At 59.7% G+C, this 20,345-nt stretch carries 20 protein-coding genes and 1 pseudogene; 17 read left to right on the forward strand and 4 right to left on the reverse strand.

The genetic code is table 11. The features are described 5' to 3' along the window. The first annotated feature begins 2 nt into the window (after positions 1–2). The 15 genes and pseudogenes from fdx to PLD_RS06685 all read left to right on the forward strand — a co-directional run bounded on the left by fdx (position 3) and on the right by PLD_RS06685 (position 13,482). Positions 3–344, forward strand: coding sequence for an ISC system 2Fe-2S type ferredoxin (fdx, locus tag PLD_RS06615; RefSeq protein ID WP_011063213.1), 342 nt, complete (start codon positions 3–5; stop codon positions 342–344). A 14-nt stretch (positions 345–358) separates the two neighbouring features. Next, positions 359–559 carry a Fe-S cluster assembly protein IscX gene (iscX, locus tag PLD_RS06620; RefSeq protein WP_041119732.1) on the forward strand — a complete coding sequence of 67 codons (201 nt, stop codon included), beginning with the start codon at positions 359–361 and terminating at the stop codon, positions 557–559. 94 nt (positions 560–653) lie between these two features. Beyond that, positions 654–1,079, forward strand: a complete 426-nt coding sequence (gene ndk / locus PLD_RS06625; protein WP_025129556.1) for a nucleoside-diphosphate kinase — start codon at positions 654–656, stop codon at positions 1,077–1,079. 28 nt (positions 1,080–1,107) lie between these two features. After that, a complete protein-coding gene (rlmN, locus tag PLD_RS06630) occupies positions 1,108–2,256 on the forward strand; it encodes a 23S rRNA (adenine(2503)-C(2))-methyltransferase RlmN (protein WP_159891004.1) in 1,149 nt (382 codons plus the stop codon). Positions 2,257–2,268: 12 nt separating this feature from the next. Beyond that, on the forward strand, positions 2,269–3,027 hold the full coding sequence (gene pilW / locus PLD_RS06635) for a type IV pilus biogenesis/stability protein PilW (RefSeq protein WP_159891006.1): 759 nt from the start codon (positions 2,269–2,271) through the stop codon (positions 3,025–3,027). Beyond that, entirely contained in the window at positions 3,027–4,028 is a 1,002-nt protein-coding gene (locus PLD_RS06640; RefSeq protein ID WP_159891008.1) for a RodZ family helix-turn-helix domain-containing protein, read from the forward strand. The genes pilW and PLD_RS06640 overlap by 1 nt, the downstream gene beginning before the upstream one ends. Before the next feature lie 3 nt (positions 4,029–4,031). Next, positions 4,032–5,141, forward strand: a complete 1,110-nt coding sequence (gene ispG, locus PLD_RS06645) for a flavodoxin-dependent (E)-4-hydroxy-3-methylbut-2-enyl-diphosphate synthase (protein ID WP_159891010.1) — start codon at positions 4,032–4,034, stop codon at positions 5,139–5,141. A 23-nt stretch (positions 5,142–5,164) separates the two neighbouring features. Further along, positions 5,165–6,454, forward strand: coding sequence for a histidine--tRNA ligase (gene hisS, locus PLD_RS06650; protein WP_159891012.1), 1,290 nt, complete (start codon positions 5,165–5,167; stop codon positions 6,452–6,454). 40 nt (positions 6,455–6,494) lie between these two features. Continuing rightward, positions 6,495–7,136: a YfgM family protein gene (locus PLD_RS06655; RefSeq protein ID WP_159891014.1), complete on the forward strand. Its 642-nt coding sequence runs from the start codon at positions 6,495–6,497 to the stop codon at positions 7,134–7,136. Then, positions 7,129–8,280 (forward strand): outer membrane protein assembly factor BamB, encoded by a 1,152-nt coding sequence (gene bamB, locus PLD_RS06660; RefSeq protein ID WP_159891016.1) that lies wholly within the window; start codon positions 7,129–7,131, stop codon positions 8,278–8,280. The genes PLD_RS06655 and bamB overlap by 8 nt, the downstream gene beginning before the upstream one ends. 141 nt (positions 8,281–8,421) lie before the next feature. After that, complete coding sequence (der, locus tag PLD_RS06665; RefSeq protein ID WP_159891018.1) at positions 8,422–9,894, forward strand: ribosome biogenesis GTPase Der; 1,473 nt, start codon at positions 8,422–8,424, stop codon at positions 9,892–9,894. A 183-nt stretch (positions 9,895–10,077) separates the two neighbouring features. Beyond that, positions 10,078–10,902: pseudogene (locus PLD_RS06670) on the forward strand (transposase); the annotation flags it as partial. A 160-nt stretch (positions 10,903–11,062) separates the two neighbouring features. After that, complete coding sequence (locus PLD_RS06675; protein ID WP_159891020.1) at positions 11,063–12,211, forward strand: pyridoxal phosphate-dependent aminotransferase; 1,149 nt, start codon at positions 11,063–11,065, stop codon at positions 12,209–12,211. Then, positions 12,199–12,990 carry an amidohydrolase gene (locus tag PLD_RS06680; protein ID WP_159891022.1) on the forward strand — a complete coding sequence of 264 codons (792 nt, stop codon included), beginning with the start codon at positions 12,199–12,201 and terminating at the stop codon, positions 12,988–12,990. The genes PLD_RS06675 and PLD_RS06680 overlap by 13 nt, the downstream gene beginning before the upstream one ends. 90 nt (positions 12,991–13,080) lie before the next feature. After that, positions 13,081–13,482 (forward strand): hypothetical protein, encoded by a 402-nt coding sequence (locus PLD_RS06685; protein WP_159891024.1) that lies wholly within the window; start codon positions 13,081–13,083, stop codon positions 13,480–13,482. Positions 13,483–13,561: 79 nt separating this feature from the next. On the opposite strand, the gene leuA is transcribed toward PLD_RS06685, so the two are convergent. From leuA to PLD_RS06705, 4 genes are all read right to left on the reverse strand, one after another. Next, positions 13,562–15,241, reverse strand: coding sequence for a 2-isopropylmalate synthase (gene leuA / locus PLD_RS06690; protein ID WP_159891026.1), 1,680 nt, complete (start codon positions 15,239–15,241; stop codon positions 13,562–13,564). Positions 15,242–15,597: 356 nt separating this feature from the next. Next, on the reverse strand, positions 15,598–16,419 hold the full coding sequence (locus PLD_RS06695; RefSeq protein WP_159891028.1) for a peptidoglycan DD-metalloendopeptidase family protein: 822 nt from the start codon (positions 16,417–16,419) through the stop codon (positions 15,598–15,600). A 3-nt stretch (positions 16,420–16,422) separates the two neighbouring features. Beyond that, positions 16,423–17,802 carry an exodeoxyribonuclease VII large subunit gene (xseA, locus tag PLD_RS06700; protein WP_159891030.1) on the reverse strand — a complete coding sequence of 460 codons (1,380 nt, stop codon included), beginning with the start codon at positions 17,800–17,802 and terminating at the stop codon, positions 16,423–16,425. Continuing rightward, positions 17,799–18,746 carry a LysR family transcriptional regulator gene (locus PLD_RS06705; RefSeq protein ID WP_159891032.1) on the reverse strand — a complete coding sequence of 316 codons (948 nt, stop codon included), beginning with the start codon at positions 18,744–18,746 and terminating at the stop codon, positions 17,799–17,801. The genes xseA and PLD_RS06705 overlap by 4 nt, the downstream gene beginning before the upstream one ends. A gap of 102 nt (positions 18,747–18,848) precedes the next feature. On the opposite strand from PLD_RS06705, the gene PLD_RS06710 reads away from it, so the two are divergent. Together PLD_RS06710 and PLD_RS06715 are read left to right on the forward strand one after the other, a co-directional pair. Continuing rightward, on the forward strand, positions 18,849–19,619 hold the full coding sequence (locus PLD_RS06710; protein WP_159891034.1) for a sulfite exporter TauE/SafE family protein: 771 nt from the start codon (positions 18,849–18,851) through the stop codon (positions 19,617–19,619). Between the two features lie 130 nt (positions 19,620–19,749). Next, positions 19,750–20,298: a sugar ABC transporter ATPase gene (locus tag PLD_RS06715; protein WP_159891036.1), complete on the forward strand. Its 549-nt coding sequence runs from the start codon at positions 19,750–19,752 to the stop codon at positions 20,296–20,298. Positions 20,299–20,345: the final 47 nt, after the last annotated feature.

The following is a 20,345-nucleotide window of genomic DNA, read 5'->3' on the forward strand; positions in this document are numbered from 1 at the left end:
TGATGCCGCAGATCATTTTTCTGCCACACGCCGTGTTCTGCCCGGACGGTCTGGTTGTCGAGGTCGAGCCCGGGGTTTCGGTGCTCGAAGTGGCCCATGACAACCACATCGAGATCGAGAGCGCCTGCGGCGGCGTCTGTGCCTGTACCACCTGTCACTGCATCATTCGCGAAGGCTTCGACTCGCTGAATGAGGCGGACGAGTTGGAAGAAGACTTGCTGGACAAGGCTTGGGGGCTGGAGGCGCAATCGCGGCTGTCGTGCCAGGCCATCGTCGGCGACGAAGACCTGACCGTTGAAATTCCCAAGTACTCGCTCAACCACGCCGCCGAAGCGCCGCACTGATTCAAGGAGTCGTCATGAGTCTGAAGTGGGTTGATGTACTGGAAATCGCGATCCAGTTGGCTGAGTCCAAGCCCGATGTGGATCCGCGTTATGTGAACTTTGTCGATCTGCACCAATGGGTTCTGGCCCTGCCGGAATTCAACGACGATCCGGCTCGCGGAGGCGAGAAGGTTCTTGAAGCAATTCAAGCTGCCTGGATCGACGAAGCGGACTGAATCCGCGGGCTACGCCGTTAGGCAATCCCTATAAACCCGCGTATAATTCGCGGGTTTAATTTTTCGCTTTAATCACCGTTTCTGGAGTTACACCATGGCTGTTCAACGTACTTTCTCCATCATCAAGCCTGACGCTGTTGCAAAAAACGTTATCGGCAAGATCGTTTCCCGTTTTGAAGAAGCCGGCCTGCGCGTTGTAGCTTCGAAAATGAAGCAGCTGTCCAAGGCTGAAGCTGAAGGCTTCTACGCTGAGCATAGCGAGCGCGGCTTCTTCGGTGAGTTGGTTGCCTTCATGACTTCCGGTCCAGTTGTTGTTCAGGTTCTGGAAGGCGAAAACGCCATCGCTCGCAACCGTGAGCTGATGGGCGCTACCAACCCTAAAGAAGCGGCTGCCGGCACCATCCGTGCTGACTTCGCCGAGTCCATCGACGCCAATGCCGTTCACGGTTCGGACTCCGAAGCTGCCGCTGCTCGCGAAATCGCTTACTTCTTCGCAGCTACTGAAGTAACCGCTCGCTGAGTAAGGCTTGCGCGTGAGGGGTGAAACCATGACTGCATCGATCGGCAAAACTAACCTGTTGGGTCTGACTCAACCGGAAATGGAGAAATTCTTCGACTCAATCGGGGAGAAGCGCTTCCGTGCCGGTCAGGTAATGAAATGGATTCACCACTTTGGCGTCGATGATTTCGACGCCATGACGAATGTCGGCAAGGTCCTGCGCGAAAAGCTCAAGACCGTTGCCGAAATTCGCGGTCCCGAAGTGGTCAGCGAGGACATCTCCAGCGACGGCACCCGTAAATGGGTGGTGCGCGTGGCGTCCGGCAGTTGTGTCGAGACCGTGTACATTCCCCAGGGCAAGCGCGGCACTCTGTGCGTTTCGTCCCAGGCAGGCTGTGCCCTGGACTGCAGTTTCTGCTCCACCGGCAAGCAAGGCTTCAATAGCAACCTCACCGCCGCCGAAGTCATCGGCCAGGTGTGGATTGCCAACAAATCCTTTGGCAGCGTCCCGGCGACAGTCGACCGTGCCATCACCAACGTGGTGATGATGGGCATGGGTGAGCCGCTGCTGAACTTCGACAACGTCATCGCGGCCATGCACCTGATGATGGACGACCTGGGCTACGGCATTTCCAAGCGCCGGGTGACCCTGTCGACCTCCGGCGTGGTGCCGATGATCGATGAGCTGGCCAAGCACATCGACGTCTCCCTGGCGTTGTCGCTGCACGCACCCAACGATGCGCTGCGCAACCAGCTAGTACCGATCAACAAGAAGTACCCGTTGAAGATGCTGCTTGAGTCTTGCCAGCGCTACATGTCCGCCTTGGGCGAGAAACGTGTGCTGACCATCGAGTACACCCTGCTCAAGGATGTTAACGACAAGTTGGAACACGCCGTTGAAATGATCGAGTTGCTCAAGGACATTCCTTGCAAGATCAACCTGATCCCGTTCAACCCGTTCCCTCATTCGGGGTACGAGCGCCCGAGCAATAACGCCATTCGTCGCTTCCAGGATCAACTGCACCACGCAGGTTTCAATGTCACCGTGCGTACTACCCGGGGTGAGGACATCGATGCTGCTTGCGGTCAGTTGGTCGGGCAGGTGCTGGACCGCACCCGTCGCAGCGAGCGTTATATCGCCGTGCGCGAGTTGAGCGCCGACACCGATATGCCGCAAAGCGCTGCGACTCGAACCTGAGAGAGGAACTCCATGGCCCTGCGCTTCGCGCTGCTGTTGCTTGTTGCCAGCCTGTGTGCTGGCTGTGTTCTTTCGGGTGATTCCAGCCCGATGAGCACCAGCAAGGGCCGTGATGAGGCGCGTGCAGCGTACGTGCAGTTGGGGTTGGGTTATCTGCAGCAGGGCATGAGCGAGCGAGCCAAGGTGCCACTGAAAAAAGCCCTTGAGCTGAGCCCGGCTGATGCCGATGCCCATGCCGCCTTGGCGCTGGTGTTCCAGGTTGAGATGGAGCCTGCGCTCGCCGATGAGCATTTTCGCAAGGCCCTGGTGGCGGCTCCGCACAGTGCCCGGATTCTTAACAACTACGGCAGCTTTCTCTTCGAAGAAAAACGTTACAAAGAGGCTTATCAGCGTTTCGAGCAAGCGGCTGCTGATACTCTCTACCCCGAGCGCTCCCGGGTGTTCGAAAACCTGGGTATGACCGCTTCGAAGCTGGGCCAGCGCGAGCTGGCCCAGTTGCAACTGGAAAAGGCTCTGCGTCTGAATCACCAACAGCCCCGTGCGTTGCTGGAAATGGCTGAGTTGTCTTACGAAGACAGGCATTATGTGCCCGCGCGCAACTATTACGATCGTTTTAGCCTGCTTGGCGAGCAAAATGCACGTAGTCTATTGCTCGGCGTTCGGCTGGCAACGGTGTTCGAAGATCGCGACAAGGCCGCCAGTTACGGTCTGCAACTAAAACGACTTTATCCCGGCACGCCGGAATATCAGCAATACCTGTCGGAGCAATGATGAAAGCGGCGCATCCCGAAGTTCAAGCAGTGACTCGCGTAAACCCCGGAGAGACCCTGCGACAGGCCCGCGAAAGCAATGGTTGGTCGCTGGCTGAAGTGGCCCAAAAGCTCAACCTCACCGTGAGTTCCCTGAGTAACCTGGAAGCTGGCGCGTTCGACAAACTGCCGGGGCATACCTTCGCCCGCGGCTATATCCGTGCTTACGCCAAATTGCTGGGCATGGATCAGGCCATTCTGGTCCAGGAGTTCGATCAGTACACCGGTACCGACTCACAGGGCAGCAGTGTCCACGCATTGGGCCGTATTGAGGAGCCCGTGCGGGTTTCCCATGCGATCCTGCGTATTGTCAGTTTGCTGTTGCTGGTGGCAGTGGTCGGTGTCGGTTTTGTCTGGTGGCAAGATCAGTCCTCCCAGCGTGGCAAAGAGGCCGTGTCGTTGACGCCTGAGCATGTCGAGGTCGAAGGCGCAGACGGTACCACGCAGATTCATCCGATCGACGAACCTGAAGATCAGGCCGTTGCCGAAGGGCAGAGCGAAGCGGACGCCAGTACCGCGCAAGTCGAGAGTCAGGCGCAGAGTGAAGCGCCTGCCAGTGCTGCGACGCCAGCAGCACCAACGCCTGTGGCGCGATCTGCAGCACCTATGAATACCGCGCCAGTGCAAGCTACGCCGGTCGCTCAGGCGCCAGCCGCCGCACCGGCACCTGCTGCACCTGCAAGCGCTGTCAGCGCGCCGGACACCGCCGCGTCAGCTGTCGGTTCGGCACAGGTAAACATTCAGTTCAGCGCTGACTGCTGGACTCAGGTTTCCGATGGCAACGGCAAGCTCCTGCTCAGTGCCCTCAAGCGCAAGGGTGAAAGCGTTGATGTCAGCGGCAAGCCGCCTTTTGCCGTGCGTCTGGGTTATGCCCGTGGCGCACAAATCACTTACAACGGTCAGGCGGTGGATGTCGCCCCGTTTACCACTGGCGAGACTGCTCGCCTGAAGTTAGGTCAATAAGTCATGCACGGCGAATCTCCAATCAAACGTCGCGAGTCCCGCAAGATCTGGGTCGGCCCGGTGCCGGTCGGTGGCGATGCCCCGATCGCGGTACAGAGCATGACCAATAGCGACACCAACGATGTGGCGGCAACCGTTGCCCAGATCAATCGCCTGGAAGCCGCCGGTGTCGACATCGTGCGAGTCTCGGTGCCGGACATGGATGCCGCTGAGGCATTCGGTCGGATCAAGCAACAGGTCAAGGTGCCGCTGGTGGCGGACATTCACTTCGACTACAAGATCGCGTTGCGCGTGGCGGAACTGGGTGTTGATTGCTTGCGGATCAACCCGGGTAACATTGGCCGCGAAGATCGCGTGCGTGCGGTGGTGGATGCAGCCCGTGACCGAGGCATCCCGATCCGCATTGGCGTCAACGCCGGATCGCTGGAAAAAGATCTGCAGAAGAAATACGGCGAACCGACCCCGGCTGCACTGGTCGAGTCGGCACTGCGTCACGTTGAGCACCTTGAACGCCTGAATTTCAAAGATTTCAAGGTCAGCGTTAAGGCATCGGATGTCTTCATGGCCGTGGAAGCCTATCGCTTGCTGGCCAAGGAAATCATCCAGCCATTGCACCTGGGAATCACTGAAGCCGGCGGATTGCGTTCAGGCACAGTGAAATCCGCCGTCGGCCTCGGTATGCTGCTGGCCGAAGGCATTGGCGATACCATTCGCATCTCGCTGGCGGCCGACCCGGTCGAAGAAGTGAAGGTCGGCTACGACATTCTCAAGTCCCTGCACCTGCGCTCCCGCGGTATTAACTTCATCGCTTGCCCGAGCTGTTCGCGGCAGAACTTCGATGTGGTCAAAACCATGAACGAACTGGAAGGGCGTCTCGAAGACCTGCTGGTGCCGTTGGATGTTGCGGTAATCGGTTGTGTGGTCAACGGCCCGGGTGAAGCCAAAGAGGCGCATATCGGCCTGACCGGTGGTACGCCGAACCTGATCTACATCGATGGTAAGCCGGCGCAGAAACTGACCAATGACAATCTGGTGGACGAGCTTGAAAAACTCATCCGGCAGAAGGCGGCCGAAAAGGTCGAAGCCGACGCAGCGCTGATCGCTCGCGGCTAACCGAACGTATTTAAGGATTTTTTGTGAGCAAGTCTCTGCAAGCCATTCGTGGCATGAATGACATCCTGCCCGAGCAGACGCCGCTGTGGCGTTATTTCGAGAGCACCGTGGCGCGCCTGCTGGATAACTACGGTTACAAGCAGATCCGCATGCCGATCGTTGAGTTCACCGAGTTGTTCAAACGCTCCATCGGTGAAGTGACCGATATTGTCGAAAAAGAGATGTACACCTTCGAGGACCGTAATGGCGACTCCCTGACCCTGCGTCCCGAGGGCACTGCGGCCTGCGTGCGTGCAGCCCTGGAGCACGGCCTCACCGGCGGCGGGCAGGTACAGAAGTTGTGGTACATCGGCCCGATGTTCCGTCACGAGCGTCCGCAAAAAGGTCGTTATCGCCAGTTCCACCAGATCGGTCTGGAGGTGTTCAACCTCGACGGTCCGGACATCGACGCCGAGTTGATCGTGCTGACTTGGCGCCTGTGGGGCGAACTCGGTATCCGCGATGCGGTGAAGCTCGAACTCAACAGTCTGGGAACCTCCGAAGCCCGTGCGCGCTATCGCGATGCACTGGTGGAGTTCCTGTCGGCGCGCCACGATCAGTTGGATGAAGACAGCCAGCGCCGCCTGAAAACCAACCCGTTGCGGGTTCTGGACACCAAGGATCCGGCAACCCAAGCCGTGTTAGTGGATGCACCGAAGCTGGCCGACTATCTGGACGAAGAGTCCCGTGTGCATTTCGAGGGCCTCAAGGCTCGTTTGGAGGCTGCAGGGATTCCATACGTGATCAATCCGAAGCTGGTCCGCGGCCTGGACTACTACAGCAAGACCGTTTTTGAATGGGTAACCGACAAGCTTGGTGCCCAAGGCACCGTTTGCGCCGGTGGCCGTTACGACGGTCTGGTGGAGCAAATGGGCGGCAAGCCGACCTCGGGCGTGGGTTTTGCCATGGGTATCGAGCGTCTGGTGCTGATGCTGGAAACCCTGGAGCAGGTGCCGGAATCAATTTCCCGCCAGGTGGACGTCTACCTCTGCGCCTTTGGCGAGGCTGCCGAATTGGCGGGGCTGGCCCTGAGCGAGCGGGTACGCGATCAACTGCCCAACCTGCGCCTGCAGGTCAATGCCGGTGGCGGCAGCTTCAAGAGCCAATTCAAGAAGGCCGACAAGAGCGGTGCGTTGTACGCGCTGATCCTCGGTGACGACGAGCTGGCCCAGCAAGTGGTAGGTTTCAAACCCCTGCGTGGCCAGGGTGAACAACACAGTATTGCCTGGGATGCGCTCGCAGCGCACTTGGCCACCTGCGTCGTGCAGGGTTGAAGCTGTCCAACAGCCGAATTAGCGAATAAGGAGTATTGGGGTGTCGAGTACCGAAGATGAACAGCTGGCGGAACTGAAAGACTGGTGGCAGCGCAACGGCAAACCCCTGGTGACTGGCGGCCTGCTGGCGTTGGTTATCGTGTTCGGCTGGCAAGCCTGGCACAAGTATCAGAGCAATCAATCGCAAGGCGCCTCGGTGCTCTATCAGCAATTGCTGGAAACCACCCTGACACCGGATGGAAAACCTGACGCCGCCCGCGTTGCGGATCTGGCCGGCAAGCTCAACAGTGAGTTCGGCGGCACGGCCTATGCGCAGTACGGCAGCCTGTTCGTGGCTAAAGTGGCGGTGGACACCGGTAAGCTGGACGACGCGGCGGCACAACTGAAGGCCGTGGCCGACAAACCGGCGAATCCGACTTTGGGTGAAGTGGCGCGTCAGCGCCTGGCCCAGGTTCTGGCGGCACAGAACAAGGCCGATGAAGCCCTGAAACTGCTCGACGGTGATGCCGATAAGGCGTTCCTGGCGACCCGTGAAGAACTCAAGGGCGATCTGCTGGTCCAGTTGGGCCGTGTGGATGAAGCCCATGCGGCATACAAAAAAGCCAAGGCGGCGCTCTCGGATGAAGCAGCGGTCGGTGGTTTACAAATCAAGCTGGACGACTTGGCCAAAGGGGATGCATGACGTGATCCGTTGGAAACATGCAGCATTGCTGGCTCTGGCCTTGTTGGCCGCGGGTTGCAGCAGCAACAGCAAGAAAGAACTGCCGCCAGCCGAACTGGTCGACTTCAAAGAAGAAGTGGTCCTGCAGAAGCAGTGGAGTCGTTCGATCGGCGATGGTCAGGGTGAAACCTACAACATGTTGGTGCCGGCCGTAGATGGTGACACCATTTACGCCGCCGACGTGACCGGCGTGGTGGTTTCCATGGACCGCATGAACGGCGACGTCAAATGGAAAAAAGATCTTGAACTGCCTGTTTCCGGCGCCGTTGGCGTGGGTTATGGCCTGGTCATGATCGGCACGTTGAAAGGCGAAGTGGTTGCGCTGGATACGTCCAACGGTGAAGAGAAATGGCGCGCTCGCGTATCCAGCGAAGTGCTGGCTCCGCCTGCCACCAATGGTGATGTCGTGGTGGTTCAAACCCAGGATGACCGGGTTATCGGCCTTGACGCCAACACTGGCCACCAGCTTTGGCTCTATGACAGTACGCCGGCGGTTCTGACCCTGCGTGGCACCAGTGCCCCGTTGGCGACCAACCGTCTGGCCCTGGCAGGCCTTTCCACTGGCAAGGTCGTGGCGCTGGATATTCGCAACGGGGTACCGGTGTGGGAGCAGCGCGTAGCGATTCCACAAGGTCGTTCCGAGTTGGAACGCGTGGTGGACATCGACGGTGGTTTGCTGTTGTCCGGCGGTACCCTCTATGTCGCCAGCTACCAGGGGCGTGTTGTAGCGCTGGACCTGGAGAGCGGCCGTCCGCTGTGGCAGCGTGACGCTTCCAGCTACGCTGGTGTTGCCCAGGGTTTCGGCAGCGTCTATGTCAGCCTGGCCTCGGGTACCGTGGAAGGTGTGGACGAGCGTTCGACCACTGCCCTGTGGAGCAACGACTCCCTGGCTCGCCGTCAACTGTCGGCACCAGAAGTTTTTTCCAGCTACGTAGCGGTGGGCGACCTGGAAGGTTACCTGCACCTGCTGAGCCAGGTTGACGGTCGTTTCGTTGGCCGTACGCGTATCGACAGCGATGGCCTGCGGGCCCGTCCGCTGGTGGTGGGCGACATGATCTATGTGTATGGCAACAGCGGCAAACTGGAAGCCCTGACCATCAAGTAATGGTTTGACTATGCTTGGGGTTGACTCCCCAAGCGGCCTTGTTTCGACAAGGTTCGCAGCACTTCAAGGTGTTGCCCCGAGCACCAGCCGCTGCCTCGCAGCGGCTTTTGTATTTTCGCAATTAACGCAGTGGAGAGCCGCATGGTTCCCGTAATCGCCCTGGTGGGCCGACCTAACGTCGGCAAGTCCACCTTGTTCAACCGCCTGACTCGGACTCGCGACGCCATCGTCGGCGACCTGTCCGGTCTGACCCGTGATCGCCAATACGGTGAGGCCAAGTGGCAAGGGCGTACCTATATTCTGATCGACACCGGCGGTATCTCCGGTGATGAGCATGGCATGGATGAAAAGATGGCCGAGCAGTCGCTGCTGGCCATTGAAGAAGCTGATGTGGTGTTGTTCCTGGTGGACGCTAAGGCCGGGTTTACCGCGGCCGACCAGATGATCGGTGAGCACCTGCGCAAACGTAACAAGACCTCTTACGTGGTTGCCAACAAGGTCGACAACATCGACCCGGACATGGCTCGCGCTGAGTTCGCGCCCCTTGGCATGGGGGATGCTATCCCGGTCGCCGGTGCTCACGGCCGCGGCATCACTCAGATGCTGGAAATCGCCCTGAGTGAATTCCCCAAGGATGATGCCGATGAACCGGAAGAGGGCGAGGAAGAGATCGTCGCCGAAGGCGAGGAAGCCAAGCGCATTCCGGGCCCTAGCGAGAAAGACGGGATCAAGATTGCCATCATCGGTCGTCCCAACGTGGGTAAATCCACGCTGGTCAACCGTATGCTCGGTGAAGACCGGGTCATCGTCTACGATCAACCCGGCACCACCCGCGACAGCATCTACATCCCGTTCGAGCGCAACGACGAGAAGTACACGCTGATCGACACCGCCGGTGTGCGCAAGCGCGGCAAGATCCATGAGGAAGTCGAGAAGTTCTCGGTGGTCAAAACCCTGCAGGCGATTAAAGACGCCAACGTGGTGATCTTCGTCATGGATGCCCGCGAAGGTGTGGTGGACCACGACCTGAACCTGCTGGGCTTTGCCCTGGAAGCCGGCCGGGCCTTGGTCATTGCCCTGAACAAATGGGACGGCATGCAGCCCAGCGAGCGCGATTACGTGAAGACCGAGCTGCAACGCCGGTTGTTCTTCGTTGACTTCGCCGATATCCATTTCATCTCGGCCTTGCACGGTACTGGCGTGGGCAATCTCTACCAGTCGGTGCAGAACTCCTTCAAGTCGGCGGTCACCCGCTGGCCCACCAGCCGCCTGACCCAGATTCTCGAAGATGCCGTTGGCGAGCACGCGCCGCCCATGGTCAACAACCGTCGGATCAAGCTGCGTTACGCCCACTTGGGGGGGGCCAACCCTCCGCTGATCGTGATCCACGGCAACCAGGTGGAGAAGGTACCCAAGTCCTACGTGCGTTACCTGGAAAATACCTACCGTCGAGTGCTGAAGCTGGTGGGTACGCCGATCCGTATCGAGTTCAAAGGTGGCGAGAACCCGTACGAAGGCAACAAGAACACGCTCACCGACCGCCAGGTCAACAAGAAGCGTCGTTTGATGTCGCACCACAAGAAGGCTGACAAGAAGCGCCGCGACAAGCGCTAAAAAGCAGCAGCGAGCTACAAGGTACGAGCTGCAAGTGAGGGTAGGGAAGTCTTGCCGCTCGTGGCTTGCAGCTTAAAGCAGCGACTGAAAAAGGGGCCTTGGCAGACTGTGTGAAAACCTAGCAATCTGTCCGGCCCTTTATAGAGAATGCTCCGTATCGAAAGATACGGAGCATTTTTCGTTATGGCCTACATACAAGGAGAGTCCCGTAGCCAGACCAGTCTGTTCCCGGTCTCGCTGGAGGAGTTGATCCCTGAAGATCACCTCGTACGGGTCATCGACCTGTATGTCGCCAAGCTCGATCTGGGCCAACTCGGTTTTGAGAACGCTCAGCCCAAGGCCACTGGGCGCCCTGCTTACGACCCCGCCGATCAGCTCTATCTCTGTGGCTATGGCTATGGCTATGGATATTTTCAGCGCATTCGCTCGTGGCGGCGCCTGGAAGCTGAGTGCCAGCGCAACATCGAAGTGATGTGGTTGATCAACCGGCTTAAACCCGACTTCAAGACCATCGCCGACTTTCGCAAGAACAACAAAGTAGCTTTCGTTACGACGTGCCGAGCTTTTGTGCAGTTCTGCCGATCCGTCGGCTTGATTGCGGGTGATCTGGTTGCGATCGACGGCAGTAAGTTTCAGGCAGTCGCTTCCTCGCGACGCCACCTGAATTTGAATCAGCTCAAGCGTCAGGAGGAGACGCTGGATAAGCGGACAATACCTGGCTGACCTGGATGCCGCTGATAAAGCACAGGGCGAGCAAGTGGTCGATCGCACTGCGATCAAGGCGGCACTGGCGAAGCTTGAGGCCAAGCAGCAAGACAACCGTAGTTGCCAAGCTTTGATGAAGTCGATGGGGCTGGAGCAACTCAACACGCACGAAAGCGATGCCCGAATGATGCGCACGCCAAAGGGGGGGGGGCGCGTGTTGCCTATAACGTGCAAACAGCCGTGAACGCAGGGCACGGTCTGATTTTGCACCATGAGGTGACGCAAGATGGTGACGACCGCAAAACAAAAACAAACGCGCTGAACAAGTCGGGGCGTTTGGTCTAAGGCCTGTCAGTGTGTTTTCACACAGTCTGTTAGGGCTCCGTTTTTAATCGCTGCGCTTTGGGCTATTCTCGGGACCTCCCGCGCCGCCGTAGAGCCGGGTGTTCAGCAGGAAATCCCCATGATCACCAGTAAGCTGCCGAATGTCGGCACCACCATCTTCACGCAAATGTCCCAGCTCGCGGTGGAAGCCGGGGCACTCAACTTATCCCAGGGCTTTCCTGATTTTGATGGCCCGCAAGCGTTGCGCGACGCGGTTGGACGGCATATCGCCAGTGGTCATAACCAGTACGCGCCGATGACCGGTCTACCGACGTTGCGCCAGCAAGTGGCGGCCAAAATTACCCGTTGCTATGGCGTTGAAGTCAATGCCGATACCGAGGTGACCATTACTCCGGGCGCGACCCAGGCGATCTTCTGTGCGATCCAGGCGGTGGTTCAACGCGGCGATGAAGTGATTGTCTTCGACCCCAGTTATGACAGCTACGAGCCGGCAGTGGCGCTGGCCGGCGGTCGTTGCGTGCACGTGCAATTGAATCGGGATGATTTTGCCATTGACTGGCAGAAGCTTGGCGATGCCCTGAGCCCGCGTACGCGAATGATCATCCTCAATGCGCCACACAATCCCAGTGGTGCACTGATCAGCCGGGCTGAGCTGGATCAACTGGCGGCCTTGATCCGTGATCGCGACATTTATCTGGTCAGCGATGAGGTCTACGAACACCTGGTGTTCGATGGCGTACGCCATGTCAGTGTGCTGGCGCATCCAGAGCTTTACCAACGGGCCTTCGTGGTCAGCTCGTTCGGCAAGACCTATCACGTGACTGGCTGGAAGACTGGCTATGTAGTGGCGCCGCCGACCTTGAGTAGCGAGCTGCGCAAGGTGCATCAATATGTCAGCTTCTGCGGAGTGACCCCTTTGCAGTACGCTCTGGCGGACTTCATGGCCGAACACCCGGAGCATGTCGATGAATTGCCGGCGTTCTATCAAGCCAAGCGCGATTTGTTCTGCGATTTGCTACGTCCTTCGCGGTTCAGCTTTACCCGGGTAGCCGGTACTTATTTTCAATTGATGGATTATTCGCAGATTCGTCCAGATCTGAATGATCTCGACATGGCGATCTGGATGACCCGCGAATATGGCGTCGCGGCCATTCCAGTGTCGGTGTTCTATCAGGACCCACCTCAGGGACAGCGTCTGGTGCGTCTGTGTTTTGCTAAACGCGAGGAGACGCTGCGTCAGGCAGCGGAGAAACTATGCGTGATTTGAGTGCGTTACCCGATCTGAATCTGGCACTGATTCAGACCACCCTGGCCTGGCACGATCGTCAGGCCAACTTCGAGCACTTCGAGCAACTGCTGGAGCAGGCTCGTGGTGCCGATCTGATCATACTTCCGGAGATGTTCACCACTGGCTTCTCCATGGAGTCCAGCACCCTGGCGGAGGCCGAGAATGGCCCCACCAGCAAGTGGCTGCGCAGTCAGGCGAAGAAACTCGACGCGGTGATCACTGGCAGCGTGATCGTCCAGGCGGCAGATGGCAGCCACCGCAACCGTTTGTTGTGGGCGCGTCCTGAGGGCGAAGTCTGGTATTACGACAAGCGCCACCTGTTCCGCATGGCCGGCGAGCACAATCACTTCACCCCGGGTGAGCGTCAGGTGCAGTTTGAGCTCAAGGGTTGGCGCATCCGTCCGCTGATCTGCTATGACCTGCGCTTTCCGGTGTGGAGCCGCGATGCTCAGGACACTGATCTGCTGCTGTACACCGCCAATTGGCCCGGTGCTCGGCGCTTGCATTGGAACCGTCTGCTACCGGCCCGGGCCATTGAAAACCTTTGCTACGTCGCGGCGGTAAACCGGATAGGCACCGATGGCAAGGGTTTTGCCTATACCGGTGACAGCCAGGTGCTGGATTTTCAGGGCGAGACGCTGCTCAGCGCCGGGGAGGCGGACGGGGTGTTCCAGGTGCGCCTGAGTGCTGGCGAGCTCGCGGGCTACCGCTCACGCTTTCCCGCGAACCTTGATGCCGACACTTTCATGTTCACTTAGGGGCAGGTCGCCGCACACTTTTTTACAGATTGCAGATATCAAGCTTCAGGGACGAGCGCCGATAGGACGGATATCCAGGAGGAATCAAGCATGACCATCATCAACGCCAATGCCGTCAATCCTTATCCATTGTCCGCGCCGAAAGTCGTGACCAGGGAAGCCGAAGACACCAGCCCGCTGGCGCCGGCGGCCCAGGGCAAGGATGGCGAGGACAAGGAGCTGCGGGTCAACTCTGCCGATGCCAGCATCGATGCGGTGCGAGGCGGGGGGGATCCGGTCGCGCAACTGCAGAAGCAGATCGAGCAAACCCAGAAGATCCTTGAGCAACAACAGGCGCAATTGGCCAGTACCCAGAAGGGGCAGGCCAGCGACGAGCAGAAAGCCCAGCAGATGATGGAGATCCAGACTCAGATCGCCGTGACCAGCAGCACCTTGCAGGTGTTGCAGGCGGCCTTGCTGCAAGCCATGTTCAGTGTCGATGTTCATGCCTGAAGCGCCGCCGCGCGCTTTTAGCGTGATCAAAAAGGCCCCGAGGAGCAGAACTCCCCGGGGCCTTTTTGATCAGCGCTGTTTAAGCCGCCTTGGCTTCCTGTTCGCTCAGGGAGCGGTTCAGGGCACTGAACAGCGCCTTGAAGCTGGCGGTGGTGATGTTCTCGTCGATACCCACGCCGTGCACCGCACGTTCACCGTTGACCCGCAGCTCGATGTAGGCCGCTGCCTTGGCGTTGGTGCCAGCACCGATGGCGTGTTCGTTGTAGTCCATGATCTCCACCGGCACCGGCAAGCCAGCGACCAGAGCTTCCAGGGCGCCGTTGCCCTTGCCGCGCCAGTGCAGGTTGGTTTCGCCCTGGCCCTTGCTCGACACTTCCACTTCCACGGCGCTGTGGCCGTTTTCTTCCTGCAGGCGATGGCTGACCAGTGCGTATGGAGTGTTGGCCTGCAAGTATTCGCTGTGCAACAGCGCGTGGATTTGCTGGGCGGTCATCTCCAGACCCAGGCGGTCGGTTTCCCGCTGTACGACCTGGCTGAACTCGATCTGCATGCGGCGCGGTAAGCTGATGCCGTATTCCTGCTCCAGCAGGTAGGCGATACCGCCTTTGCCCGACTGACTGTTGACGCGGATGACTGCCTCGTAGCTGCGACCGATGTCGGCCGGGTCGATCGGCAAGTACGGCACTTCCCACAAGCCATCGGCTTTCTGCTGGGAAAAGCCCTTGCGAATCGCGTCCTGGTGGGAACCGGAGAATGCGGTGTGGACCAGGTCGCCAACGTAAGGATGGCGCGGGTGCACTGGGATCTGGTTGCACTCCTCCACGACTTTGCGTACGCCGTCGATGTCGGAGAAGTCCAGCTCCGGGTTCACACCCTGGGTGTAGAGGTTCAAGGCCACGGTGACCAGATCGACGTTACCGGTGCGCTCGCCGTTGCCGAACAGGCAGCCTTCAACACGGTCGGCACCTGCCATCAGGCCCAGTTCGGTGGCGGCCACGCCGGTGCCACGGTCGTTGTGGGTGTGCAAGCTGATGAGCACGCTGTCACGGCGGTTGATGTGGCGGCAGAACCACTCGATCTGATCGGCATAGATGTTTGGTGTCGCCACTTCAACGGTAGCGGGCAGGTTGAGGATCACCTTGTTGGTTGGGGTCGCGTTCCAGACTTCCACCACGGCGTCGCAGACTTCCTTGGCGAACTCCAATTCGGTGGCGCTGAAGGTTTCCGGCGAGTATTCGAATTGCCACTGGGTTTCCGGCTGCTGGGCGGCGTATTTGACGAACAGCTTGGCCGCGTTCACTGCGATCTCTTTCACTCCGGCTTTGTCCTGATTGAAGACAATGCGGCGGAACGACGGGCTGGTGGCATTGTACAGGTGGACGATGGCTTTCTTCGCCCCACGCAAGGATTCAAAGGTACGGGCGATCAGGTCTTCACGGGCCTGGGTCAATACCTGGATGGTGGTGTCGTCCGGGATATGGCCGTCTTCGATCAGCGTGCGCACGAAGTCGAAGTCGGTTTGCGAGGCCGCCGGGAACGAGGCTTCGATCTCTTTCACGCCAACGGCCACCAGGGTTTTCCAGAAGCGCAGCTTCTTGACCGCATCCATCGGCTCGATCAGCGACTGGTTGCCATCACGCAGGTCCGAGCTGCACCAGATCGGCGCGCGAGTGATGGTCTTCGATGGCCAGGTGCGGTCCGGCAAGTTGATGGTCGGAAACGCGCGGTACTTGGAGGAGGGGTCTTTGAGCATGCTCATGGAGAAATCCTTATGGTCCGGGCCGAAGAAAGGCGGCCTGCCTGTGAGTCAAGAGTGGGGTGTTGACGCAGGGGGATGAGGCACCGCGATTCAGCCTGGCAGTCGTGCGCTGACGAGACAGAGGCTCCGGTGTTGACGACGCTGAATGAGGGTGTGAGAGGTTTTCATGTGTTCAACCCTAACCACTGAGATGAGAGATGGCAAGCAGTCGAAAAAAATTGAGAGGAATACTCGAAATTGAAGCGATATCGAGATTTTATGCTGGGCACTCTTTAAAAGAATACTGAGGATTGCGCAGTCGGGATGAGCTGCGCAATCCTTGTCGATCCGTTTTTTGCCCGGATCGGGTTTGCCGATCAGGGCGCAAAGGCGCCGATAAAGATAGCCGGGTCGACCCGTGCATCGTTCAGGCTGACGTTCCAGTGCATATGCGGCCCGGTGGCGCGACCGGTTGAGCCAACCTTGCCCACCACGGCGCCACGGGCGAGTGACTGGCCGACTTTCACCTCGATCTTCGACATGTGGCAGAACATGCTGATAAAGCCCTGGCCGTGATCGACGAACACCGTGTTGCCGTTGAAGAAATAGTTCCCGGTGAGAATCACCTTGCCCGCTGCCGGCGTTTTGATCGGCGTGCCGGCGGGCACCGCGAAATCCAGGCCGGCGTGGGGATTACGCTCCTCACCGTTGAAGAACCGGCGCACGCCGAACTTGCTCGACAGTGGTCCTTGGACCGGTTTGTCCAGCAGCAGATTGCTGGGTGTCCTGGCGCTGAAGCTGCGATAGGCACGAAGCTGTTCTGCCAGCTCGCCATCGATGCGCTTCAGGTCTGTCGGGTTGGGGTTCACCTGGCGCTTGTTCTTCAGGGTGATGTGTTGCTCGGGGTACTGCTTGTTGCCCACCACGAAGTTCAGGCTGCGGTTGCCCGCAGTGATCTGCTGAGTTCCAGGTTTCACTGTCAGCGGGATACCGACAATCGCCAGCCAGTTGTTCTGTTCCTTCACCACCAGCACCGGTCTGCCCTGATAGCTGGCCTTGGGGGCCTGGGCGGTGCTGCCCAGATCGATCACCGCCACGCCACCGGGCACAGGTTTGTTCAACATACGGGTGATGTAGCTGTCAGCCTGAGCATTGAGGGTCAGACACAGCAACAGCAGGGCACAAAGAAAACGCGGCATGGATCAGTCCAGTAGAGAAAGGGTGACAGGCGTCAGGTGATTGTCTTCGACGCGGACCTGCAGTTGGCCTTCGCCCAGGCGGGCGGTAAGGCGCTGGCCATTGTGAGTCTGCGCGGCGCTGCGGATGGCCTGGCCACGGTCGTCCAGAAGGATGCTGTAGCCCCGGCCGAGGGTGGCGAGCGGGCTGACTACATGCAGGGTTTGCATCTGACTGTGCAACTGCAGGCGCCGGGCTTTCAGGCCTTCGCCCATGGCACGGGGCAGGCGATTGGCGAGGCTGTCCAGGCGCTGGCGCAACAGGGCCAGTTGTCGTCCCGGATGCTGAGCGCCGAGGCGAGTTTCCAGGCGGATCAGGCGCTCGCGGCGGGTGTTCAGGCTGCGCTCGAAGGCCCGGCGCAGACGCATGTCCAGGTCATCCAGGCGCTGGGCTTGCTGGCGCAGGCGTTCGCCGGGATGGCGCAGGCGCCGGGCCAGCCCATCCAGGCGCAAGCGGTCGCGCATCAGCCGGTCGCGGATGCGCATCACCAGGCGCCGCTGCAGGCTGTCGACGCGGTGTTGCAGGTCACTGGCGTCGGGTGCCAGCAGTTCAGCGGCGGCGGAAGGGGTGGGGGCCCGTACGTCAGCGACAAAATCGCTGATGGAGACATCGGTTTCATGGCCGACGGCGCTGACGATCGGCGTCACGCAGGCATCCACCGCGCGGGCTACTGCCTCTTCGTTGAAGCACCAGAGGTCTTCCAGAGAGCCGCCGCCCCGAGCCAAGATCAAGGCATCGAAGCCCCGGGCATCGGCCAGTTGTAGGGCCCGGACGATCTGCGCCGTGGCCTCGCGACCTTGCACGGCAGTGGGGATCAGCGTCAGTGCCACCTGGGGCGCCCGGCGGCGGAACACGCTGATGATGTCGCGAATCACCGCGCCGGTGGGTGAGCTGATGATGCCGATGCGTTGTGGATGGGCCGGCAGCGGTACTTTGCGCTCGGCGCTGAACAATCCCTCAGCGCTGAGCTTTTCCTTCAGCGCGTCGAAGGCCAGGCGCAGGGCACCGTCACCGGCGGGTTCCACGGTGTCGAGAATCAACTGATAGTCGCCGCGCCCCTCGAACAGCGAGACCTTGCCGCGAACCTTGACCGCCAGGCCGTCCTTCAGTGCCTGGCGAACCCGCGCGGCATTCTGCCGGAACAGCGCGCAGCGCACCTGGGCGCCACTGTCCTTGAGGGTGAAGTACACATGGCCGGACGCCGGGCGGGCAAGGTTGGAGATCTCGCCTTCGACCCAGATATTGCTGAACACGTCTTCGAGCAGCACCCGTGCGCGGCCGTTGAGCTGGGTGACGGTGAGGACCTCGCGGTCCAGGCCAAGTCGTGCAAAGGGATCTTTAATCATGGGGCGCAGTTTAAGGGGCTGTCAGTCCATGGAACAACGCAATTCGATTGCCAATGATTGCGCAGCTGTTCGACAAACTGCGCCACCAGCGGTGTGGGGTCTTGCCGATAGGCGAGGGCGACGGTGCTCTGGCAATCGCTATCGGCCAGAGGCAGGAAACGTACGCTAGCCGGGGCGATGTCCTGCATCGATTCGGGCAGCAGGGCAACGCCGAAACCGGCCTGGATCAACTGCAATTGAGTGGTCTTGCGTGACATCACCCGCGCTGCTTTGGGAAAGAAACCCTGGCGCATGCACAGCTGCGCCGAGAGATAGCTCAAGCCCCCACGCTGGGGATGGGGAATGGAGATAAAGGCTTCGTTGCGCAGTTGCGCCAGTTCCACCCCGTGGGCCGGCGGATCAAGGGCCAGCGGATGCTGCGGGGGTAAGGCCAGCAGCAGGGATTCGCTGAACAAGGGCACGATTTGCACGCCCTCGCGCTGGCGCAGCACCGGCAGGCGCAGCAGGCCAGCATCCAGCCGGCCTTCGGCGAGTTCTTGCAACTGCGCCTCGGACGACAGCTTGGCGATGTCCATCGAAACTCCGGGGCACGCCTGCAGGTACTCGCTGATGCCCCTTAGCAGGCGACCGCTCATGGGCACGGTGCTGGAGTGACTGAGGCGCAGCGTGCCCAGTTGCCCCTGGCCGACCTGGGTGGCCAGCTCGGCGGCCTTGTGCAGTTCGTTCAGCAGGTTGCGGGCCTTGGGCAGGAAGGCTTCACCGGCGGCGGTCAGTCGAGGCTGGCGGGCGGTGCGTTGGAACAGTGGGGTTTGCAACTGGTTTTCCAGTTCCTTGATCTGCCGGCTGAGGGCTGACTGGGCGACGAACAGGCGTTCTGCCGCAGCGCTGAAACTGCCGCTCTCGGCAATTTCCACGAAATAGCGCAGTTGACGGATTGAAATCACAAGACATGCCTTTTTGCGATGGGTTGAAGGCTTTGACGATATTAGTCGCAAGGCTCGCCGCTGGCTAAAGTCGTTGCTGATTTGGTTGGGGAAGTCGCAGTAATGAGCGTGATCATCGAGGGCCTGAGTCAGTGGTCGTTTGGTCCGGGTGCCTGGATGGCGATCGGCTTGGGCATCGCGCTGGCGTACATCGTGTTTGGCATTGCCGGTTTCGGCACGGCGCTGGTGGCGGGACCGGTGCTGATCCTGTTCATGCCGTTGTCGAAGATCGTGCCGCTGCTGGTGCTGCTCGACTTTGTCGCGGCCTTCGGCAACCTGTTGCCGTCGCGCAAGGACGTGGCCAAGCCGGAGCTGTTGCGCTTGCTGCCCTGTATGGCGCTGGGCTGCACCTTGGGGGTGATCTTTCTGCTCAACCTCAAGTCCGATCTGCTGCTTCTATTAATGGGGCTGTTTATCAGTACCTACGCCATCTACAGCTTGTGGGTGAAGGTACGCCCGGCTCAGCTGGCGGCCGGCTGGTCGGTGCCGATGGGAATAGTGGGAGGAATGTTTGGCGCTTTGTTCGGCAGTGGTGGCTTTCTATATGCGATTTACCTGAACAGCTGTTTGCCCAAGGACCCGGCACGGGCCACTCAAAGTGCGTTGATCAGTTGCAGTACCGTGGTGCGCTTGAGTCTGTTTGCCTTGGCCGGGGTCTATGCCGAGTTGCCGCTGTTGCTGTTGTCGGTGTGCTTGTTGCCGGCGATGGCGTTGGGCTTGTGGGTCGGGCGGCGCTTGACCATGAGGTTGTCTCGGGAAGCTTTTGTGCGTCTGGTGACCTGGCTGGTGCTGGCCAGCGGCGTTGCCTTGATCGGGCGCTACCTGAGTACTTGACCTGCCGGGGGCAGGGATTAAGCTGCGGGCCTTTAAATTCGTTCGCCGGCACGCCGGCTCCTAAAATTGACGCTAGGAGCCGGTTGCCGGCGAAAGCGTTCGTACTGTCCCGCACGTTTCAGGCTTATCCATGAACTCGCAAAGCATCCTCGTCCCGAAAATTTCCACCCTACCGGTGCACGAGCCCCGGGCTCGGGCCATTGTGCGTTGGCTGGTGCGCAAGAACATCGTCGAGGAAACCCTGAGCACCTGCGGGCGCACCGGCAATCGCATGGGCCATGCGATCGCGCCGGGGGCACGGGAGGTGGTGCTGCGGCCAGAGGCGCTGCCCTTCGGCGAGCCGATCAATGGTCTGGAGATCATCACCAAGCGCTGCATCTATACCCCGGCCAAGGGCTTTCTCGAAGAAGCCGGTTGTGCCGAATGCCGCCAGGAAGTGGGTGAAGCGCTGTTCGAGAGCCTGGAAGACTGGATGCCGGGGCGCACCGATAACTTCACCTGCCCTGAATGCGGTCATGAAGATGACATCAACGGTTTCCTGTTTCTTCAGGAGTGCGGCTTTTCGAACTTGGGCTTTATCTTCAACAACTGGGCCGAGGCGGGCTTCAAACAGAGTTTTATCGACGAGTTCGCCGACTGGCTGGATCAACCGATAAGTTGGGTCAAGGTCGAGTTGTAGAGTAGTGATATCTCCATCTATCACTCCAGCGATATTAGACAGAGTTT

Source organism: Pseudomonas sp. LD120, assembly GCF_009861525.1.
GTDB lineage: Bacteria > Pseudomonadota > Gammaproteobacteria > Pseudomonadales > Pseudomonadaceae > Aquipseudomonas.